13 protein-coding genes (1 of these 13 running past the window's edge) are annotated in these 13980 nt (G+C 70.4%); 9 read left to right on the top strand and 4 right to left on the bottom strand.

All coding sequences use genetic code 11. The features are described 5' to 3' along the window. On the top strand, window positions 1-1029 hold the 3' portion of the coding sequence (locus tag QE438_RS14340) for a PA0069 family radical SAM protein (protein WP_306994749.1). It extends 57 nt beyond the left edge of the window; only the last 1029 of its 1086 coding nucleotides appear in the window; the start codon falls outside the window, past its left edge; its stop codon occupies window positions 1027-1029. 96 nt (window positions 1030-1125) lie between these two features. Here QE438_RS14340 and QE438_RS14345 read toward each other — a convergent pair whose 3' ends face one another. Beyond that, window positions 1126-2043 (bottom strand): LysR family transcriptional regulator, encoded by a 918-nt coding sequence (locus QE438_RS14345; protein WP_306994747.1) that lies wholly within the window; start codon window positions 2041-2043, stop codon window positions 1126-1128. A 102-nt stretch (window positions 2044-2145) separates the two neighbouring features. Here QE438_RS14345 and QE438_RS14350 point away from each other — a divergent pair, with 102 nt between their 5' ends. The 5 genes from QE438_RS14350 to acpA all read left to right on the top strand — a co-directional run bounded on the left by QE438_RS14350 (window position 2146) and on the right by acpA (window position 7613). Then, window positions 2146-3369 (top strand): MFS transporter, encoded by a 1224-nt coding sequence (locus QE438_RS14350; protein ID WP_306994745.1) that lies wholly within the window; start codon window positions 2146-2148, stop codon window positions 3367-3369. Window positions 3370-3418: 49 nt separating this feature from the next. Then, entirely contained in the window at window positions 3419-4477 is a 1059-nt protein-coding gene (locus QE438_RS14355) for an aldo/keto reductase (protein ID WP_306996275.1), read from the top strand. A gap of 108 nt (window positions 4478-4585) precedes the next feature. After that, window positions 4586-5128: a hypothetical protein gene (locus tag QE438_RS14360; RefSeq protein ID WP_306994743.1), complete on the top strand. Its 543-nt coding sequence runs from the start codon at window positions 4586-4588 to the stop codon at window positions 5126-5128. A 124-nt stretch (window positions 5129-5252) separates the two neighbouring features. Beyond that, the gene (locus QE438_RS14365; protein ID WP_306994741.1) at window positions 5253-5780 is read left to right on the top strand and encodes a hypothetical protein; all 528 of its coding nucleotides are present in this window, start codon (window positions 5253-5255) and stop codon (window positions 5778-5780) included. Window positions 5781-5906: 126 nt separating this feature from the next. Beyond that, the gene (gene acpA / locus QE438_RS14370) at window positions 5907-7613 is read left to right on the top strand and encodes an acid phosphatase (protein WP_306994738.1); all 1707 of its coding nucleotides are present in this window, start codon (window positions 5907-5909) and stop codon (window positions 7611-7613) included. A gap of 1 nt (window position 7614) precedes the next feature. Here the strand turns inward: acpA and QE438_RS14375 are convergent, their stop codons facing one another. Then, window positions 7615-8016, bottom strand: a complete 402-nt coding sequence (locus tag QE438_RS14375; RefSeq protein ID WP_306994736.1) for a helix-turn-helix domain-containing protein — start codon at window positions 8014-8016, stop codon at window positions 7615-7617. Between the two features lie 100 nt (window positions 8017-8116). Between QE438_RS14375 and QE438_RS14380 the strand changes: the two genes are divergently transcribed. Beyond that, the gene (locus QE438_RS14380) at window positions 8117-9235 is read left to right on the top strand and encodes an NADH:flavin oxidoreductase (protein ID WP_130532181.1); all 1119 of its coding nucleotides are present in this window, start codon (window positions 8117-8119) and stop codon (window positions 9233-9235) included. Window positions 9236-9239: 4 nt separating this feature from the next. Here QE438_RS14380 and QE438_RS14385 read toward each other — a convergent pair whose 3' ends face one another. Continuing rightward, entirely contained in the window at window positions 9240-10151 is a 912-nt protein-coding gene (locus tag QE438_RS14385) for a LysR family transcriptional regulator (RefSeq protein ID WP_306994733.1), read from the bottom strand. Between the two features lie 104 nt (window positions 10152-10255). Here QE438_RS14385 and QE438_RS14390 point away from each other — a divergent pair, with 104 nt between their 5' ends. Both QE438_RS14390 and QE438_RS14395 read left to right on the top strand, forming a co-directional pair. Continuing rightward, on the top strand, window positions 10256-11527 hold the full coding sequence (locus QE438_RS14390) for an MFS transporter (RefSeq protein ID WP_306994731.1): 1272 nt from the start codon (window positions 10256-10258) through the stop codon (window positions 11525-11527). Between the two features lie 3 nt (window positions 11528-11530). After that, window positions 11531-11911, top strand: a complete 381-nt coding sequence (locus tag QE438_RS14395; RefSeq protein ID WP_306994729.1) for a VOC family protein — start codon at window positions 11531-11533, stop codon at window positions 11909-11911. Window positions 11912-11925: 14 nt separating this feature from the next. Here QE438_RS14395 and QE438_RS14400 read toward each other — a convergent pair whose 3' ends face one another. Continuing rightward, window positions 11926-13893 (bottom strand): S8 family peptidase, encoded by a 1968-nt coding sequence (locus QE438_RS14400; protein ID WP_309734918.1) that lies wholly within the window; start codon window positions 13891-13893, stop codon window positions 11926-11928. Window positions 13894-13980 lie beyond the last annotated feature (87 nt).

Below are 13980 nucleotides of genomic sequence, written 5' to 3' on the forward strand. Positions count from 1 at the left end.
CGGACCGTCAGCCAGGCCGAGGATGACGGCTGGCATGCCGAGGAGAGCGAGGAATTCGCCGCGCCGCGCTTGCGCACGCAGGTCAGCGAGGAGACCGCGCGCAGCATCATCAGTCGTAACCAGTCGCCGGACGTGGGCTTTACGCAGTCGGTCAACCCCTACCGCGGCTGCGAGCACGGCTGCAGCTACTGCTTCGCCCGCCCCAGCCACGCCTATCTGAACCTGTCGCCGGGCTTGGATTTTGAGACGCGGCTGTTCGCCAAGACCAATGCGCCGGAGTTGCTGCGGCGCGAACTGGCCAGGCCCGGCTACGTGCCCAGCCCCATCGCGCTGGGGATCAACACCGATGCTTATCAGCCGATCGAGCGCAAGCTGCGGCTGACCCGGCGGCTGATCGAGGTCTTCGCCGAGACCCGCCACCCCTTCTCGCTGATCACCAAGAACGCGCTGGTCGAGCGCGACCTGGATCTGCTGGTGCCGCTGGCGCGCGACAATCTGGTCAGCGTGCACTTCTCGGTGACTTCGCTGGACCCGCATCTGTCGGCGAGGCTGGAGCCACGCGCATCGGCGCCGCATGCGCGGCTGCGCGCGATGCGCGCCCTGCACGAGGCCGGAGTGCCCGTCGGGGTGATGGTGGCGCCGGTGATCCCGTGGATCAACGACCAGGCGCTGGAAGCGGTGCTGGAGGCGGCACGCGACGCCGGCGCCGAGACCGCCGGCTACGTGCTGCTCCGCCTGCCGCACGAAGTGGCGCCGCTGTTCCGTGACTGGCTGCAGGCGCACCATCCCGACCGCGCCGCGCACGTGATGAGCACGGTGCGTCAGGCGCGCGGTGGCAAGGACTACGACAGCGCCTTCGGCAAGCGCATGCGGGGCCAAGGGGTGTATGCCGACCTGCTGGCGCGGCGCTTCGCGGTGGCGCACAGGCGCTTGGGTTATGCCGATACTCCCCGCCGCAGCCTGGACTGCAGCCGCTTCGTCAGGCCGTTGCCGCCGCGGCCGGCATCGCCGCAGGGCGTGTTGTTCTGAGCGCTTGCGTTCGCCAACCGCGGCGCTGCCGATCTCGCCTCGCCACAGCCTTGCCGTGGCGCGGGAGGCCTCACTGCAAAGCCTGCGCTGAGGGCCTCACGGCGCTTCCAGCCGCTCCCACGGCGGCGGGTCGCCCAGCCGGGCGGTCAGGAATTCGACGAACCGCCGCACCCGCGGCGGCTGCAGCCGCGCCGGGGTGACGGCGCTGATGGATGTGACCGGCGGGCGCCAGTCGGGCAGCACCGCGAGCAGCCGCCCGGCGCGCAGGTCGGCGGCGACATGCCAGAGCGAGTGCACGGCGATGCCCTGCCCGGCGAGCACGGCCTCGCGCAGGACTTCGCCGAAATTGCTCTCGAAGCGACTGGCCATGCGCACCCGCACGCTCTGCCGGTCCGGGCCGACGAGGGTCCAGACATCCTGGCGGCCGTCGCGTCCCATCAGCAGCACGCCATCGTGGGTGGCCAGGTCGGCCGGCGTCCTGGGCGTGCCCATCCGGCGCAGGTAGTCGGGTGAGGCACACAAGACACGCGCATTGGAGGCCAGGCTGCGCGCGTAAAGGCCCGAGTCGGCCAGCGGGCCGATGCGGATGGCCAGGTCGAAGCCTTCCTTCACCAGGTCCACCAGGTGATCGCTCAGATGCGCGCTGACGCGCAGCCGGGGATGCAGACGCTGGAATTCCGGCAGCAGCGGCGCGACGTAGAGCATGCCGAACGACGCCGACAGGGTGACGCGCAAGGTCCCCGAGACCTGCTGGGCGCTTTCGCGCAGGTCCTCGCCCAGGGCCTCCAGATCGCGGACCAGCACGCGGCCGCGCTCGGCCAGGGCCTGGCCCTCGGGCGTGGGATGCAGGCGGCGCGTGGTCCGGTGCAGCAGGCGCACGCCCAGCTCGCGCTCCAGGCGCTTGAGCCGCTGGCTGGCCACGGCGGCCGACAGGTCCAGCTGGCGGGCGGCGACGCTGATCGAGCCCAGGTCCAGCACCCGCAGGAACAAGGCGATGTCGCCGACGCGGTCCATGGCCATTCTCAATGAAATCTTGAAAGTGATTCAGCATAGCAGCGGTTTTTCTTGCGCGGTCTCAGGCGCAGGCTGTGGAGCTCCCCTCCCCAAGGCGCCCCCATGCCTGCCTCCTCGACTCCTTCGCGCATGCCACTGGCGGTGTATGCGCTCACCGCCGGTGCCTTCGGCATCGGGACGACCGAATTCGTGATCATGGGCCTGCTGATGCAGGTCGCGACCGATCTGCACGTCGACCTCGCCAGCGCCGGGCTGCTGATCTCCGGCTACGCTCTGGGCGTGTTCGTCGGCGCGCCGGTGCTGACCGCCGCGACCGCGCGCATGCCGCGCAAGGCGGTGCTGGTGGCGCTGATGGTGGTGTTCACCGTGGGCAACCTGGCCTGTGCGCTCGCCCCGAACTACGCCTTGCTGATGGCCGCGCGCGTGGTCACCTCGCTGGCGCACGGCACGTTCTTCGGCGTGGGCGCGGTGGTGGCGACCTCGCTGGTGCCGGAGGCGCGCAAGGCCTCGGCGATCTCGATCATGTTCACCGGCCTGACGGTGGCCACGCTGCTGGGCGTGCCGGCCGGCGCATGGCTGGGGCTGCACCACGGCTGGCGGGCGACGTTCTGGGCGGTGACGGCGATCGGCGTGGTGGCCACGCTGGTGATCGCGACCCTGGTGCCCCACGACCGCAATGCGCCGGCGCCGGGTTCGCTGCGCGAGGAAGCGGCGGCCGTGCTGCGCGCGCCCGTGCTGCTGGGCCTGCTGATGACCGTGCTGGGATTCGGCGGGATGTTCACGGTCTACACCTACATCCAGCCCTTGCTGACCCAGGTGACCGGCTTCGCCGAGGCGGCGGTGTCGCCGATCCTGCTGGTGTTCGGGGTCGGCATGATCCTGGGCAACCTGCTGGGCGGTCGGCTGGCCGACCGCAGCCTGCGTCCGGCGCTGCTAGGGACGCTGCTGGCGCTGGCCGTGGCGATGGGGCTGATCGGCCTGGCGCTGCACAGCCGCTGGGCGATGGTGGTGTTGACCGGACTGCTGGGCGCGGCGGCGTTCGCCACGGTCTCGCCCTTGCAGCTGTGGGTGCTGCAGAAGGCGCGCGGCGCGCAGAGCCTGGCCTCGAGCCTGAACATCGGCGCGTTCAACCTGGGCAACGCCCTGGGCGCTTGGCTCGGCGGCGTGGTGCTGGCGCGTGGCGCCGGCCTGACCGCGCTGCCATGGATCGGCGCGCTGGTGCCGCTGTCCGCGCTGGTCGTGGCGGCCTGGGCGCTGCGTCTGGAAGCGCGCTCGGCCGCTGGCACTGCCTGCCCTCAACGCCTCAAAAGCGAACAGGCTCGCTGAGCCTGGTCACGACACTCCCTCTTCTCGATACAGGATCACGCGCATGTCGATGGAAACCCGACTGCTTGGCCGCTCCGGCCTCAAGGTGCCCGTGCTGGGCTTCGGTGCCGGCACCTTCGGCGGCAAGGGGCCGCTGTTCTCGGCCTGGGGCGATACCGGCGTCGAGCAGGCCAGGCGCCTGGTCGATCTGTGCCTGGAGGCCGGCGCCAATCTGTTCGACACCGCCGACGTGTACTCGGACGGTGCGTCCGAGGAGATCCTGGGCGCGGCGCTGGCCGGGCGCCGCGAGCGGGCCCTGATCTCGACCAAGACCGGGCTGCGTCTGGGCGAGGGACCCAATGACGCCGGCGCCTCGCGCCTGCGCCTGCTGCGCGCGGTCGACGACTCGCTTCGACGCCTGCGCACCGACTACATCGATCTGCTGCAGCTGCATGCCTTCGATGCGATGACGCCGGTGGAGGAGACCCTGTCCACGCTCGACGGCCTGGTCAGGGCCGGCAAGGTCCGTTACCTGGGCGCGTCCAACTACGCCGGCTGGCAGCTGATGAAGTCGCTGGCGGTGGCCGACACGCGGGGCTGGAGCCGCTTCGTCGCCAATCAGACCTATTACTCGCTGGCCGGGCGCGATTACGAGTGGGAGCTGATGCCGCTGGGCCTGGACCAGGGCCTGGGCGCGGTGGTGTGGAGCCCACTGGGCTGGGGCCGCCTGACCGGCCGCCTGCGCCGCGGCCAGCCGCTGCCCGCGCAGAGCCGGCTGCACGATACGGCCGCGTTCGCCCCAGCGATCGGCGACGAACGCCTGTTCGCCATCGTCGATGTGCTCGACGCGATCGCCGCCGAGACCGGCCGCACGGTGCCGCAGGTGGCGATCAACTGGCTGCTGCAGCGTCCGACCGTGAGCAGCGTGCTGATCGGGGCGCGCACCGAAGACCAGCTGCGCGACAACCTGGGCGCGGTCGGCTGGTCGCTGACCGCCGAGCAGATCGCCCGCCTGGACACCGCCAGCGCGGTGGAGCCGCCGTATCCGTATTACCCGTACTGGCGCGGGCAGTTTGCCGAGCGCAGTCCGGTGGCGGTTGCCGCCCTGCCCGGGCCGGCCGAGATTTGACAGGCAGCGGGCGAGGCGTAGATTCGCAGACGCAATGCTTGGCATGGCCGCACCTTGGCGACCGCTTTGGCCAACGATCGTTTCCCTCGATTGACCAGGAGTTCGAAGATGGAACGCTCTCTCGTAGGGTTCTGCGCCGGCGCCCTGGCGCTTGCGAGTTTTGGCTGCTCCGCCACGGAACTGACCGTGGCCCGCTTCGAACAGGGGGTGGTCCCGGTGCTGGTGTCGGTCAACAGCCAGGGCAAGGTCACCCGGGTACAGGCTTCGCAGACCTTGAGGCCGTCGATGAACCGGCTGCTTCGCAAGAATCTCGACGAGGCCATCGTGGCGCCGGCGCGACGCGACGACCGTCCGGTCAACAGCCAGATGGTCCTGCGGATGAAGCTGGACCTCACGCCGATGGAGGATGGCCGGTACGCCGCGAAGTTCGTGCCGGTCGATGGCAAGCAGGTGCCTTATGGCGCCTGGTTCTGGCGACTCGATGGCGACCGCTATGCTTTGGTGGACGACTTCCGCGGCCCGCCCACCCCGCGTCTGGGGACGCCGCCGCCGGAATTTCATCGTGAGCCGCAGCGCCCTGCGCCCGCACCCGTGCCTCCGTCGCAACCCGCTCAACCGCCGGCGACTTCCGCCGGCTCGAAACACGCTTGACCGGCGGCGGCAATCCGCACATTTGACAGCGGCCTGGAGGGAGGAGTAAGCAGCCTCTGGACGTCCAGTCTCTCGTGCTGACGCCGCGTCTTCTCCCTTCATGGAAGTCTACCGGAGCAGTCTCATGTCACTTCTCAAATACACGCTGGCCGCCGGCCTGCTGATGGCGGCGGCCGCCCCGGCGCTGGCCACGGAACTGGCCATTGCCACCTACGAAGAAGGCGTCATCCCGGTGCTGATCACCGTCAACAAGGAGGGCAAGGTCACCAGCATGGTGCCCTCCCAACGGCTGAAGCCCTCGGTCAACCGCCTGCTTCGCGAGACCATCGACCAGCTGGTGATCGATCCCGCCCAGCGCAACGGGGAAGCCTCCAGCTCCCAGGCGGTCATCCGCATGAAGCTGGAATCGGTCGCGCGGGATGACGGACAGTACGATGCGCGCTTCGTCCCGATCGAGATCAAGTCCGTTCCCACGAGCGCCTGGGGCTGGAAGATCAACGGGCAGAGCTACGCGCTGGTCAACGGAAGCGATAACTCCCGCTACTACAACGACACCTTGCGGGAGACGCCGTCGGCCAGACAGGAGTACGGGAGCGGCACGCCGCCCGCCAGCAGCACGCCCAGCACGCCGCCAGCGGGAAAGAGCATCTGAACCCATCTCCCGTGTGACTGGCCGCCCACGGCATGACCTTCGTGCCTGACGACGGTCATCAAGACTCTGCACACTAGGGGGCGCTCCGAGAGGAGCGCCTTCTTCGTTTTCCGCACAGAGTCCACGATGAGCCAGCACGACGACGATTTGCCCGAATCCTCTCCCTCCGATCCGCAGCGCCGCCGGTTGCTGGGCGGGCTTGCCGCCGCGGGCGCCGCGCTGGGGCTGGGCGGCGAGGCCGCCGCCAAGGCCGCCGGCGTCGGAGCCGCGGCTTCGGCCAAGGCCGGCAGCCGCGCGGCCACGCCGGTCACCGATGCCCAGCTGCGCGAGCAGGTGCAGACCATCGTGGTGCTCTATGCGGAGAACCGCAGCTTCAACAACCTGTTCGCCGACTTCCCGGGACTGCAGCAGCCGTTGAAGGCGCTCGACCCGGCCAAGGCGGTGCAGAAGGACCGCGACGGCACGCCGCTCAAGACCCTGCCGCCGATCTGGGACGGCATGGTGCCCGATGCCCAGGTGGTCAATCACCGCAGCTATCAGATCAAGCAGGAGGACATCACCGGCCTGCCCAATGCGCCGTTCGCGCTGCGCACGCCGGCCGGCGAGCCGCTGCCGCATGGCGTGGTCACGCGCGACCTGGTGCACGAGTTCTACCGCAACCAGATGCAGATCAACGGCGGCAAGAACGATGGCTTCGTCGCCTGGGGCGACACCGGCGCGCTGCTGATGGGGCACTACGCCGACACGGCGGTGAACCTGCGCCTGTGGCGGCTGGCCCAGCAGTACACGCTGTGCGACAACTTCTTCATGGGCGCCTTCGGCGGCTCGTTCCTCAACCACCAGTACCTGGTCGCCGCGCAACCGCCGTTCTATCCGAACGCCGACAAGAGTCCGGCCAAGCTGCACATCGCCAAGACCGCCGACGGCAAGCCCGACGGCAAGGCGCTGATCCCGGCCGAGAACAGCCCGGCCAGCGCGATGGACGGCGTGGCCAAGTTCACCTCGCGCCCGACGCTGACGCCGGACTACTGGGCGGTCAACACGATCGGGCCGCCGTACTCGCCGGGCTTCAACGTGGACAAGGCCAACCCCGCGCTGGCCGATGCCAGCAGCGCCAACACCTGCCCGCCGCAGTCGCACAAGCACATCGGCGACATGCTGAGCGCCAAGGGCGTGGACTGGGCCTGGTACGCCGGTGCGTTCCAGGCGGCGCTGGACGGCATGGGCGACAGCAACGACGGCAGCTTCCCCAGCCATCCCAACTTTCAGGCGCATCACCAGCCGCTGAACTACTTCGCCTCGCTGGCGCCGGGCAGCGCGGCGCGCAAGCAGCACCTGCGCGATGGCGGCCTGGGCGAGACCGCGGCGACCAACAAGTTCATCGCCGACGCGCAGGCCGGCAAGCTGCCGCCGGTGGCGTTCTACAAGCCGCAGGGCAATCTCAACATGCATGCCGGCTACTCGGACATCGAGGCCGGCGACCGGCACCTGGCGGCGATCGTGCACGCGCTGCAGAACAGCCCGCAGTGGAAGCAGATGGTCGTGGTGATCACCTTCGACGAGAACGGCGGCTGGTGGGACCACGTGGCGCCGCCCAAGGGCGATCGCTGGGGGCCTGGCACGCGCATCCCCGCGCTGGTGATCTCGCCCTTCGCCAAGCGCGGGCATGTGGACCACACGATCTACGACACCGGCTCGATCGCGCGCCTGATCACGCGCCGCTTCGGCCTGGAGAAGCTGCCGGGCCTGAAGCTGCGCGAGGACGCGATGGTCGCCGCCGGCGGCCCGCCGCCGGGCGATCTGACCGGCGCGCTGGATTTCAACCAGGCTTGAATCAGTCGTTGGCGGCCGCGGGCAGCGTTTGCGCCTGCTCGCGGGCGTCGAAGGCCTCGCGCGCCCGCTCGACATCGGGCAGGTGCTCGCGGGTCCAGGCATAAAGCGCCTCGAACGGCGCCTTGAGCGTGCGGCCCAGCGCGGTGATGCGGTACTCCACCGCGATCGGCGAGGCGGTGACCACGCGGCGTTCGATGATGCCGTTGCGCTCCAGCCGGCGCAGGGTCTGGGTGAGCGCCTTCTGGGTGATGCCTTCCAGCGTGCGCTTGAGCATGTTGAAGCGCAGCGGCTGGCGGCAGAGGGCGGCCAGCACCAGCACCGACCACTTGTCGGCGATCTGGTCCAGCAGCAGGCGGCTGGGGCAATCGGCGGCGGAGAGCACCTGGGGCTGCGGTGCGTGCATGGTGGTTTCCTCGGGGATACCTGGTCGCTTGAGGGTGCCTGATTGACACCTGGTATACGAAATATACCCTCTTGCGCCTTCCTTCCCCACGGAGTCGTCCATGTCCTCTGCTGCTGCGCAGGTGCTGTTCCGCCCTTTCCAAGTCAAGTCGCTGGCGCTGAAGAACCGCATCGTGATGGCGCCGATGACGCGCGCGTTCTCGCCTGAGGGCGTGCCTGGCCCCGACGTGGCGGCTTATTACCGGCGCCGCGCCGAACACGAGGTCGGCCTGATCCTGTCCGAAGGCACGGTCGTGGACCGGCCGGGCGCGCGCAACGATCCGGGCATCCCGGTCTTCCACGGGCAGGCGGCGCTGGCCGGCTGGCGTGCGGTGATCGACGGGGTGCACCAGGCCGGTGGCCGGATGGGCCCGCAGCTGTGGCATGTCGGCGCGGTGCAGAGCTTCCAGACGGCGTGGGAGCAGGACGGCGTCGAGAGCCCGTCGGGCCTGGAGGCGCCGGGCAAGCCGCGCGGCCGGGCGATGACCGAGGAGGACATCGCCGACACCATCGCCGCCTATGCGCGCGCGGCGGCCGACACCCAGGCCCTGGGCTTCGACACGCTGGAGATCCACGGCGCGCACGGCTATCTGCTCGACCAGTTCTTCTGGGCGCCAACCAACACGCGCGACGATCGCTACGGCGGCGCCACGCTGGCCGAGCGTTCGCGGTTCGCCGTCGAGGTGGTGCAGGCCATGCGCGCGGCCGTGGGGCCCGACTTCCCGATCATCCTGCGCCTGAGCCAGTGGAAGCAGCAGGACTACAGCGCGCGCCTGGCCGACACGCCCGAGGCGATGGCTGCCTGGCTGGTGCCGCTGGTGGAGGCCGGCGTGGACGTGCTGCATTGCTCGCAGCGGCGCTTCTGGGAGGCCGAATTCCCGGAGATCGACGGGGCCGAGGGGCTCAACTTCGCCGGCTGGGCGAAGAAGCTCACCGGCGCGGCGACGATCAGCGTTGGCTCGGTCGGCCTGTCGGGCGACTTCATGGGCGCCTTCGGCGGCGAGGGCTCCAGCGCGGTCGGCCTGGACCGGCTGGTGGCCCGCATGGAGCGCGAGGAGTTCGACCTGATCGCCGTCGGCCGTGCGCTGCTGAGCGATGCGCGCTGGGCGGAGAAGATCCACCGCGGCGCCACCGACGAACTGCGCGACTTCGACGCCGCGGCGCTGGGCCGGCTGGACTGATCGCTCAGGCGGCGCCGGCCTGCATCGGGTCGGCGCCGCGCGCCAGCGCCAGCAGATGGCGCAAGGGCGGCGGGGTATGGGCCCGCGTGGGCATGGCCGCCAGCGCCAGCCGCGCCATCGGCACTGGGCCTTCGATGTCCAGGTAGCGCACGCCGGGCAGCTGCAGCTGGGCGGTGGATTCGGGCACTACCGACACGCCCAGCTCGGCCGCGACCAGGTTGACGATCGAGGACATCTGCGGCGCCTCCTGGGTGATGGCCACGCTGAAGCCGGCCTGGCGGCAGGCGGACAGGATCTCGTCGTACAGGCTGGTGCCGAAGCTGCGCGGGAACAGGATGAAGGGCTCGCCGGCCAGCACCGACAGCGGCGCGCTGCGCCGGGCCGCCAGCGGATGCGCGGCCGGCACGGCGATCTTCATCGGCTCGTCCGGGAAGCGGATCAGCGCCAGCTCCGGCGGGGTGGCCACGCTGTAGCGGATGAAGGCCGCATCCAGCCGGCCCTGGGCCAGGCCATCGAGCAGGCCGGCGGTGTTGGTCTCCTCCAGCGCCAGTTCGACCGCGGGCCAGGCGCGGCGGTAGTCGCGGATCAGCTGCGGCACGACCGGGTTGAACGCGGCCGAGGCGGTGAAGCCCAGCCGCAGGCGGCCGCTCTCCCCGCGCGCGGCCCGGCGCGCGCTGTCGGCGGCGCGCTCGACATCGACCAGCACGCGCCGCACCTCCAGCAGGAAGGCCTGCCCGGCGTCGGTCAGCTGGGCGCCGTGCGGGGTGCGCACCAACAGCGGCGTGCCCAGCTCCTTCTCCAGCGCCTGGATCTGCTGGCTCAACGGCGGCTGGCCGATACCGACGCGCGCGGCGGCGCGGGTGAAGTTGGCTTCCTCGGCCACGGCCAGGAAATAGCGCAGGTGTCGCAGCTCCATGGGGCTCCATATGCAGCACGTATGGCGACTGCCTGCATCATATATTGGACGCATGGTCGGGGCGGTCAGATACTGCCCTCCCCCACGCGCCAGCCTCGTTCGCCATGCCCCGCGCTTCCGCCACCGCCCTGGACGCAGGTCCAGCGCCCGTCGACCTCGACACGCCCGTGCCACTGGGCCGCATCCGCCTGGCGCTGTTCCTGGCCGGGTTCGCCACCTTCTCGCTGCTCTACAGCGTGCAGCCGCTGCTGCCCGAGTTCGCCAGGAGCTTCGGGGTGAGCGCGGCCGCCAGCTCGCTGCCGCTGTCGCTGGCCACCGGTGGGCTGGCCGTGGCGATCTTCTGCGCCGGCGCGGTGTCGGAGAACCTGGGCCGGCGCGGGCTGATGTTCGCCTCCATCGCGTTGGCCGCGGTGCTCAACGGCGTGGCCGCCTTCCTGCCGCACTGGGAGTCGCTGGTGGTGGTGCGCATGCTCTCGGGCATCGCGCTGGGCGGCGTGCCGGCGGTGGCCATGGTCTACCTGGCCGAGGAGCTGCCGGGCCACAAGCTGGGCGCGGCCACCGGCCTGTACGTGGCCGGCAACGCCTTCGGCGGGATGATGGGCCGGATCGGCATGAGCGTGCTGACCGACCACCTGGGCTGGCGCACGGCGCTGGCCACGCTCAGCGCGGTCGACCTGCTGGTGGCGATCGGCTTCGTGCTGCTGTTGCCGCCCTCGCGCAACTTCGTGCGCAAGACCGGGGTGCGGCTGGGTTACCACGTGCAGGCCTGGGGCGGGCATCTGCGCGACCGCTACCTGCCGTGGCTGTTCGCCATCCCGTTCCTGCTGATGGGCACCTTCGTCAGCGTCTACAACTATGCGGGCTTCCGCCTGGGCGGGCCGGAGTTCGGCCTGAGCCAGAGCCAGATCGGCCTGATCTTCTCGGCCTATGTGTTCGGCATCGTCTCGTCTTCGGTGGCAGGATCGGCCTCGGATCGCTTCGGCCGCGGGCCGGTGGTGCTGGCCGGCACGGTCTGCGCGATCGTCGGGGTGGCGATGACGCTGTCGCATGTCCTGTGGCTGGTGATCTTCGGCATCGTGCTGCTGACCATCGGCTTCTTCATCGCCCACTCGGCCGCCAGCGCCTGGGTCGGCCGGCTGGGCAAGGCCAGCAAGAGCCACGCGGCCTCGCTGTATCTGCTGGCCTACTACATCGGCTCCAGCGTGATCGGCTCGGTCAGCGGCTGGTTCTGGCAGCACGGCGGCTGGGGCGCGCTGGTGATCTTCTGCCTGGCGCTGCAGGCGCTGGCGCTGCTGGCCGCGCAGGTGCTGCGCAAGGGCGCCGACGACAGCAGACCCTACGGACGCTTCGGGCCGCATCCGCCCAGAGGAGAATGAGCGATGAAAGTCGAACGCCTGGACCACCTGGTCCTGACCGTCGCCGACGTCGAGGCCAGCTGCGCCTTCTATGCGCGCGTGCTGGGCATGGAGGTGATCACCTTCGGCCAGGGCCGCAAGGCGCTGGCCTTCGGTCAGCAGAAGATCAACCTGCACCGGCATGGGCACGAGTTCGAACCCAAGGCGCGCAGGCCCACGCCGGGCTCGGGCGACCTGTGCCTGCTGATCGACACGCCGATCGAGCAGGCCCAGGCGCAGCTGCAGGCGCTGGGCGTGGTCATCGAGCAAGGCCCGGTCGCGCGCACGGGCGCCACCGGGCCGATCACCTCGCTGTACTTCCGCGACCCGGACGACAACCTGATCGAGGTCAGCCGCCCGGCCTGACGCGCGCCGCCGCTTCAGTACGTCGAGTAGGTCGTGGTCAGGCTGATGTTCCGGTAGCCCCCGGTGCCGCCGACCAGGCGGATGAAGTAGCTGTCGGACACCGGCAGGGCGGTCTGCATGTTCTGCGTGGTGCCGGCGCGCACCGAACTGGCGTCGGCATCGCTGCCATCGGCGCTGGGCGCCCGCGTCGCGCGCACATACATCTTCACCTGGCCGCTGCCGCCGAGCGTGCGGATCTGCAGGTTGCGCGCATTGACGGGCACGTCGATGCGGAACAGCTGCGTGCCGCCCTGCGCCGCGCTCAGGCCGCCGAGCACCTGTCCCTTGCTCAGCATCACGGCATTGGCTTCATCGCCACCGCCGGCCGCGCCCGAGGCGCGCGCGACGGCCTTGCTGGCGTCCAGGATGCCCGCGCCGATGCGCAGGGTCGGTTTGATCGGGAACACGTTGGAGGTCTGCGTCAGGATTTCCCGGATCTGCTGGGGCGTGGGAATGGGCTTGCCGGCGCTGTAGGCGGCACTGATGACCAGCGCGACGACGCCGGCGGTGTGCGGCGAGGCCATCGACGTGCCGGTGTAGCCCGCGTAGGCCGGCTCGCCCGGCTCATGCGCGCCGCGGTTCAGGGTGGACCAGACGAAGCCGGCGCGGGGCTTGGTGCCGGTGTTCGGGTCGTCGTTGGTGTAACCGCCGCCGCCGGGCGCGGACAGGGTGATGCTGCTGCCGTAGTTGGAGTAATACGCGCGCTTGCCGGTGATGCCGGTGGCGGCCACGTTGATCACGCCGGGGCAGCTGGCCGGGGTATAGGCACTGGCATCGCTGTTGTCGTTGCCGGCCGCCACGACCACCGTGGTGCCGCGCGCGATCGCGCCGCTGATCGCCGCGGCAGTGACGCCGTCGCTGGTGCAGCTGCCGTACCCGCCCAGGCTCATGTTGATCACCTCGGCCGGGTGCTGGTTGTCCGGCACGCCGTCGACATGACCGCCCGAGGCCCAGGTGATCGCATCGGCGATATCGGCGGTGGTGCCGCCGCAATGGCCCAGCGCGCGCACCGGCAGCACCTTGGCCTTGGGCGCCACGCCGATCATGCCCACGCCGTTGTTGGTCAGCTCGGCGACGGTGCCGGCGACGTGGGTGCCGTGCCAGGAGCTGTCGGACTGCTCGTAGCTCTGCGCGCAGCCACCGTTCTCGACCAGGTACTTGTCTTCGCTGGTCCAGTCGCCCAGGTCCCAGCCGCCCGGGACGCGACCGTCGGTGGCGCGGCCGGACATGTAGCCGCTGCTGATGAAGTCGTAGCCGGCGTCGGCCAGGGACGTGTCCAGGTCGGGATGGGCGGTGATGCCGGTATCGATGACCGCCACCACCACACCCTCGCCGTCGCCGTACTGCCAGGCCGGGATCGCGTTGATGCCGCCCCAGTTGGGGAAGTTGACCGTGCTGCCGTCCGCTTCGGTGTACTCGGCGTGGCCGTCGGCCGCGCGCATGTGCCACTGCACGACCGCGCCGGGGTCGTTCGGCGCCTGGCCCGGCGGCAGGATCGCCTGGGCGGTCGCGCGGATCGGCTTCATCAGCAGGTTGGGTTCGACATGGGCCACCGAAGGATCGGCGCGCAGGGTCTGCATCAGGCTGTTGAGCTGTTCCTGGCTGAGCGCGCGGGCCGGGCGCACCAGATCGGCGCCGGTGGCGATGCGGCGCACGCGGTTCAGCGCCGGCGGTGCCTGGCGGAACTGGGCGCTCCACTGGCTGCGCACGGCGGTGGTGGCCATCGCCGATTTCAGCTTGTTGGCCGCGGCCGCCGCGCTGATGCGCTCGCTGCTGCCGCTGCGGTAGGTGACCAGCAGGCCGTCGTAGACCGCCAGGGGCTCGCTGGCGACGCCGGTCTGCAGCGTGCCGAAGCGCGAGACCTGCGCCAGGGCGGGACACACGGCCGCGGCCAGCGAAATCGCCAGCACGCTGCGGCGGAAGGGAATGGACGTCGGATTCATCGTGGGACCTCGGGCAAGGAGCGGCCGCTGCGTCGGCGACCGATTCGGGGCGAAAGGAGACAAGCGAAGGGCTGCACCGCCCGGCGC

It is taken from the genome of Pseudoxanthomonas sp. SORGH_AS_0997 (genome assembly GCF_031453535.1).
Taxonomy (GTDB): domain Bacteria; phylum Pseudomonadota; class Gammaproteobacteria; order Xanthomonadales; family Xanthomonadaceae; genus Pseudoxanthomonas_A; species Pseudoxanthomonas_A winnipegensis.

Bases quoted from the DNA above. Each gene is read 5' to 3' on its own strand.
- QE438_RS14345 (WP_306994747.1), bottom strand. From the start codon at position 2,043: ATGGACCGCGTCGGCGACATCGCCTTGTTCCTGCGGGTGCTGGACCTG.
- QE438_RS14350 (WP_306994745.1), top strand. From the start codon at position 2,146: ATGCCTGCCTCCTCGACTCCTTCGCGCATGCCACTGGCGGTGTATGCG.
- QE438_RS14355 (WP_306996275.1), top strand. From the start codon at position 3,419: ATGGAAACCCGACTGCTTGGCCGCTCCGGCCTCAAGGTGCCCGTGCTG.
- QE438_RS14360 (WP_306994743.1), top strand. From the start codon at position 4,586: ATGGAACGCTCTCTCGTAGGGTTCTGCGCCGGCGCCCTGGCGCTTGCG.
- QE438_RS14365 (WP_306994741.1), top strand. From the start codon at position 5,253: ATGTCACTTCTCAAATACACGCTGGCCGCCGGCCTGCTGATGGCGGCG.
- acpA (WP_306994738.1), top strand. From the start codon at position 5,907: ATGAGCCAGCACGACGACGATTTGCCCGAATCCTCTCCCTCCGATCCG.
- QE438_RS14375 (WP_306994736.1), bottom strand. From the start codon at position 8,016: ATGCACGCACCGCAGCCCCAGGTGCTCTCCGCCGCCGATTGCCCCAGC.
- QE438_RS14380 (WP_130532181.1), top strand. From the start codon at position 8,117: ATGTCCTCTGCTGCTGCGCAGGTGCTGTTCCGCCCTTTCCAAGTCAAG.
- QE438_RS14385 (WP_306994733.1), bottom strand. From the start codon at position 10,151: ATGGAGCTGCGACACCTGCGCTATTTCCTGGCCGTGGCCGAGGAAGCC.
- QE438_RS14390 (WP_306994731.1), top strand. From the start codon at position 10,256: ATGCCCCGCGCTTCCGCCACCGCCCTGGACGCAGGTCCAGCGCCCGTC.
- QE438_RS14395 (WP_306994729.1), top strand. From the start codon at position 11,531: ATGAAAGTCGAACGCCTGGACCACCTGGTCCTGACCGTCGCCGACGTC.
- QE438_RS14400 (WP_309734918.1), bottom strand. From the start codon at position 13,893: ATGAATCCGACGTCCATTCCCTTCCGCCGCAGCGTGCTGGCGATTTCG.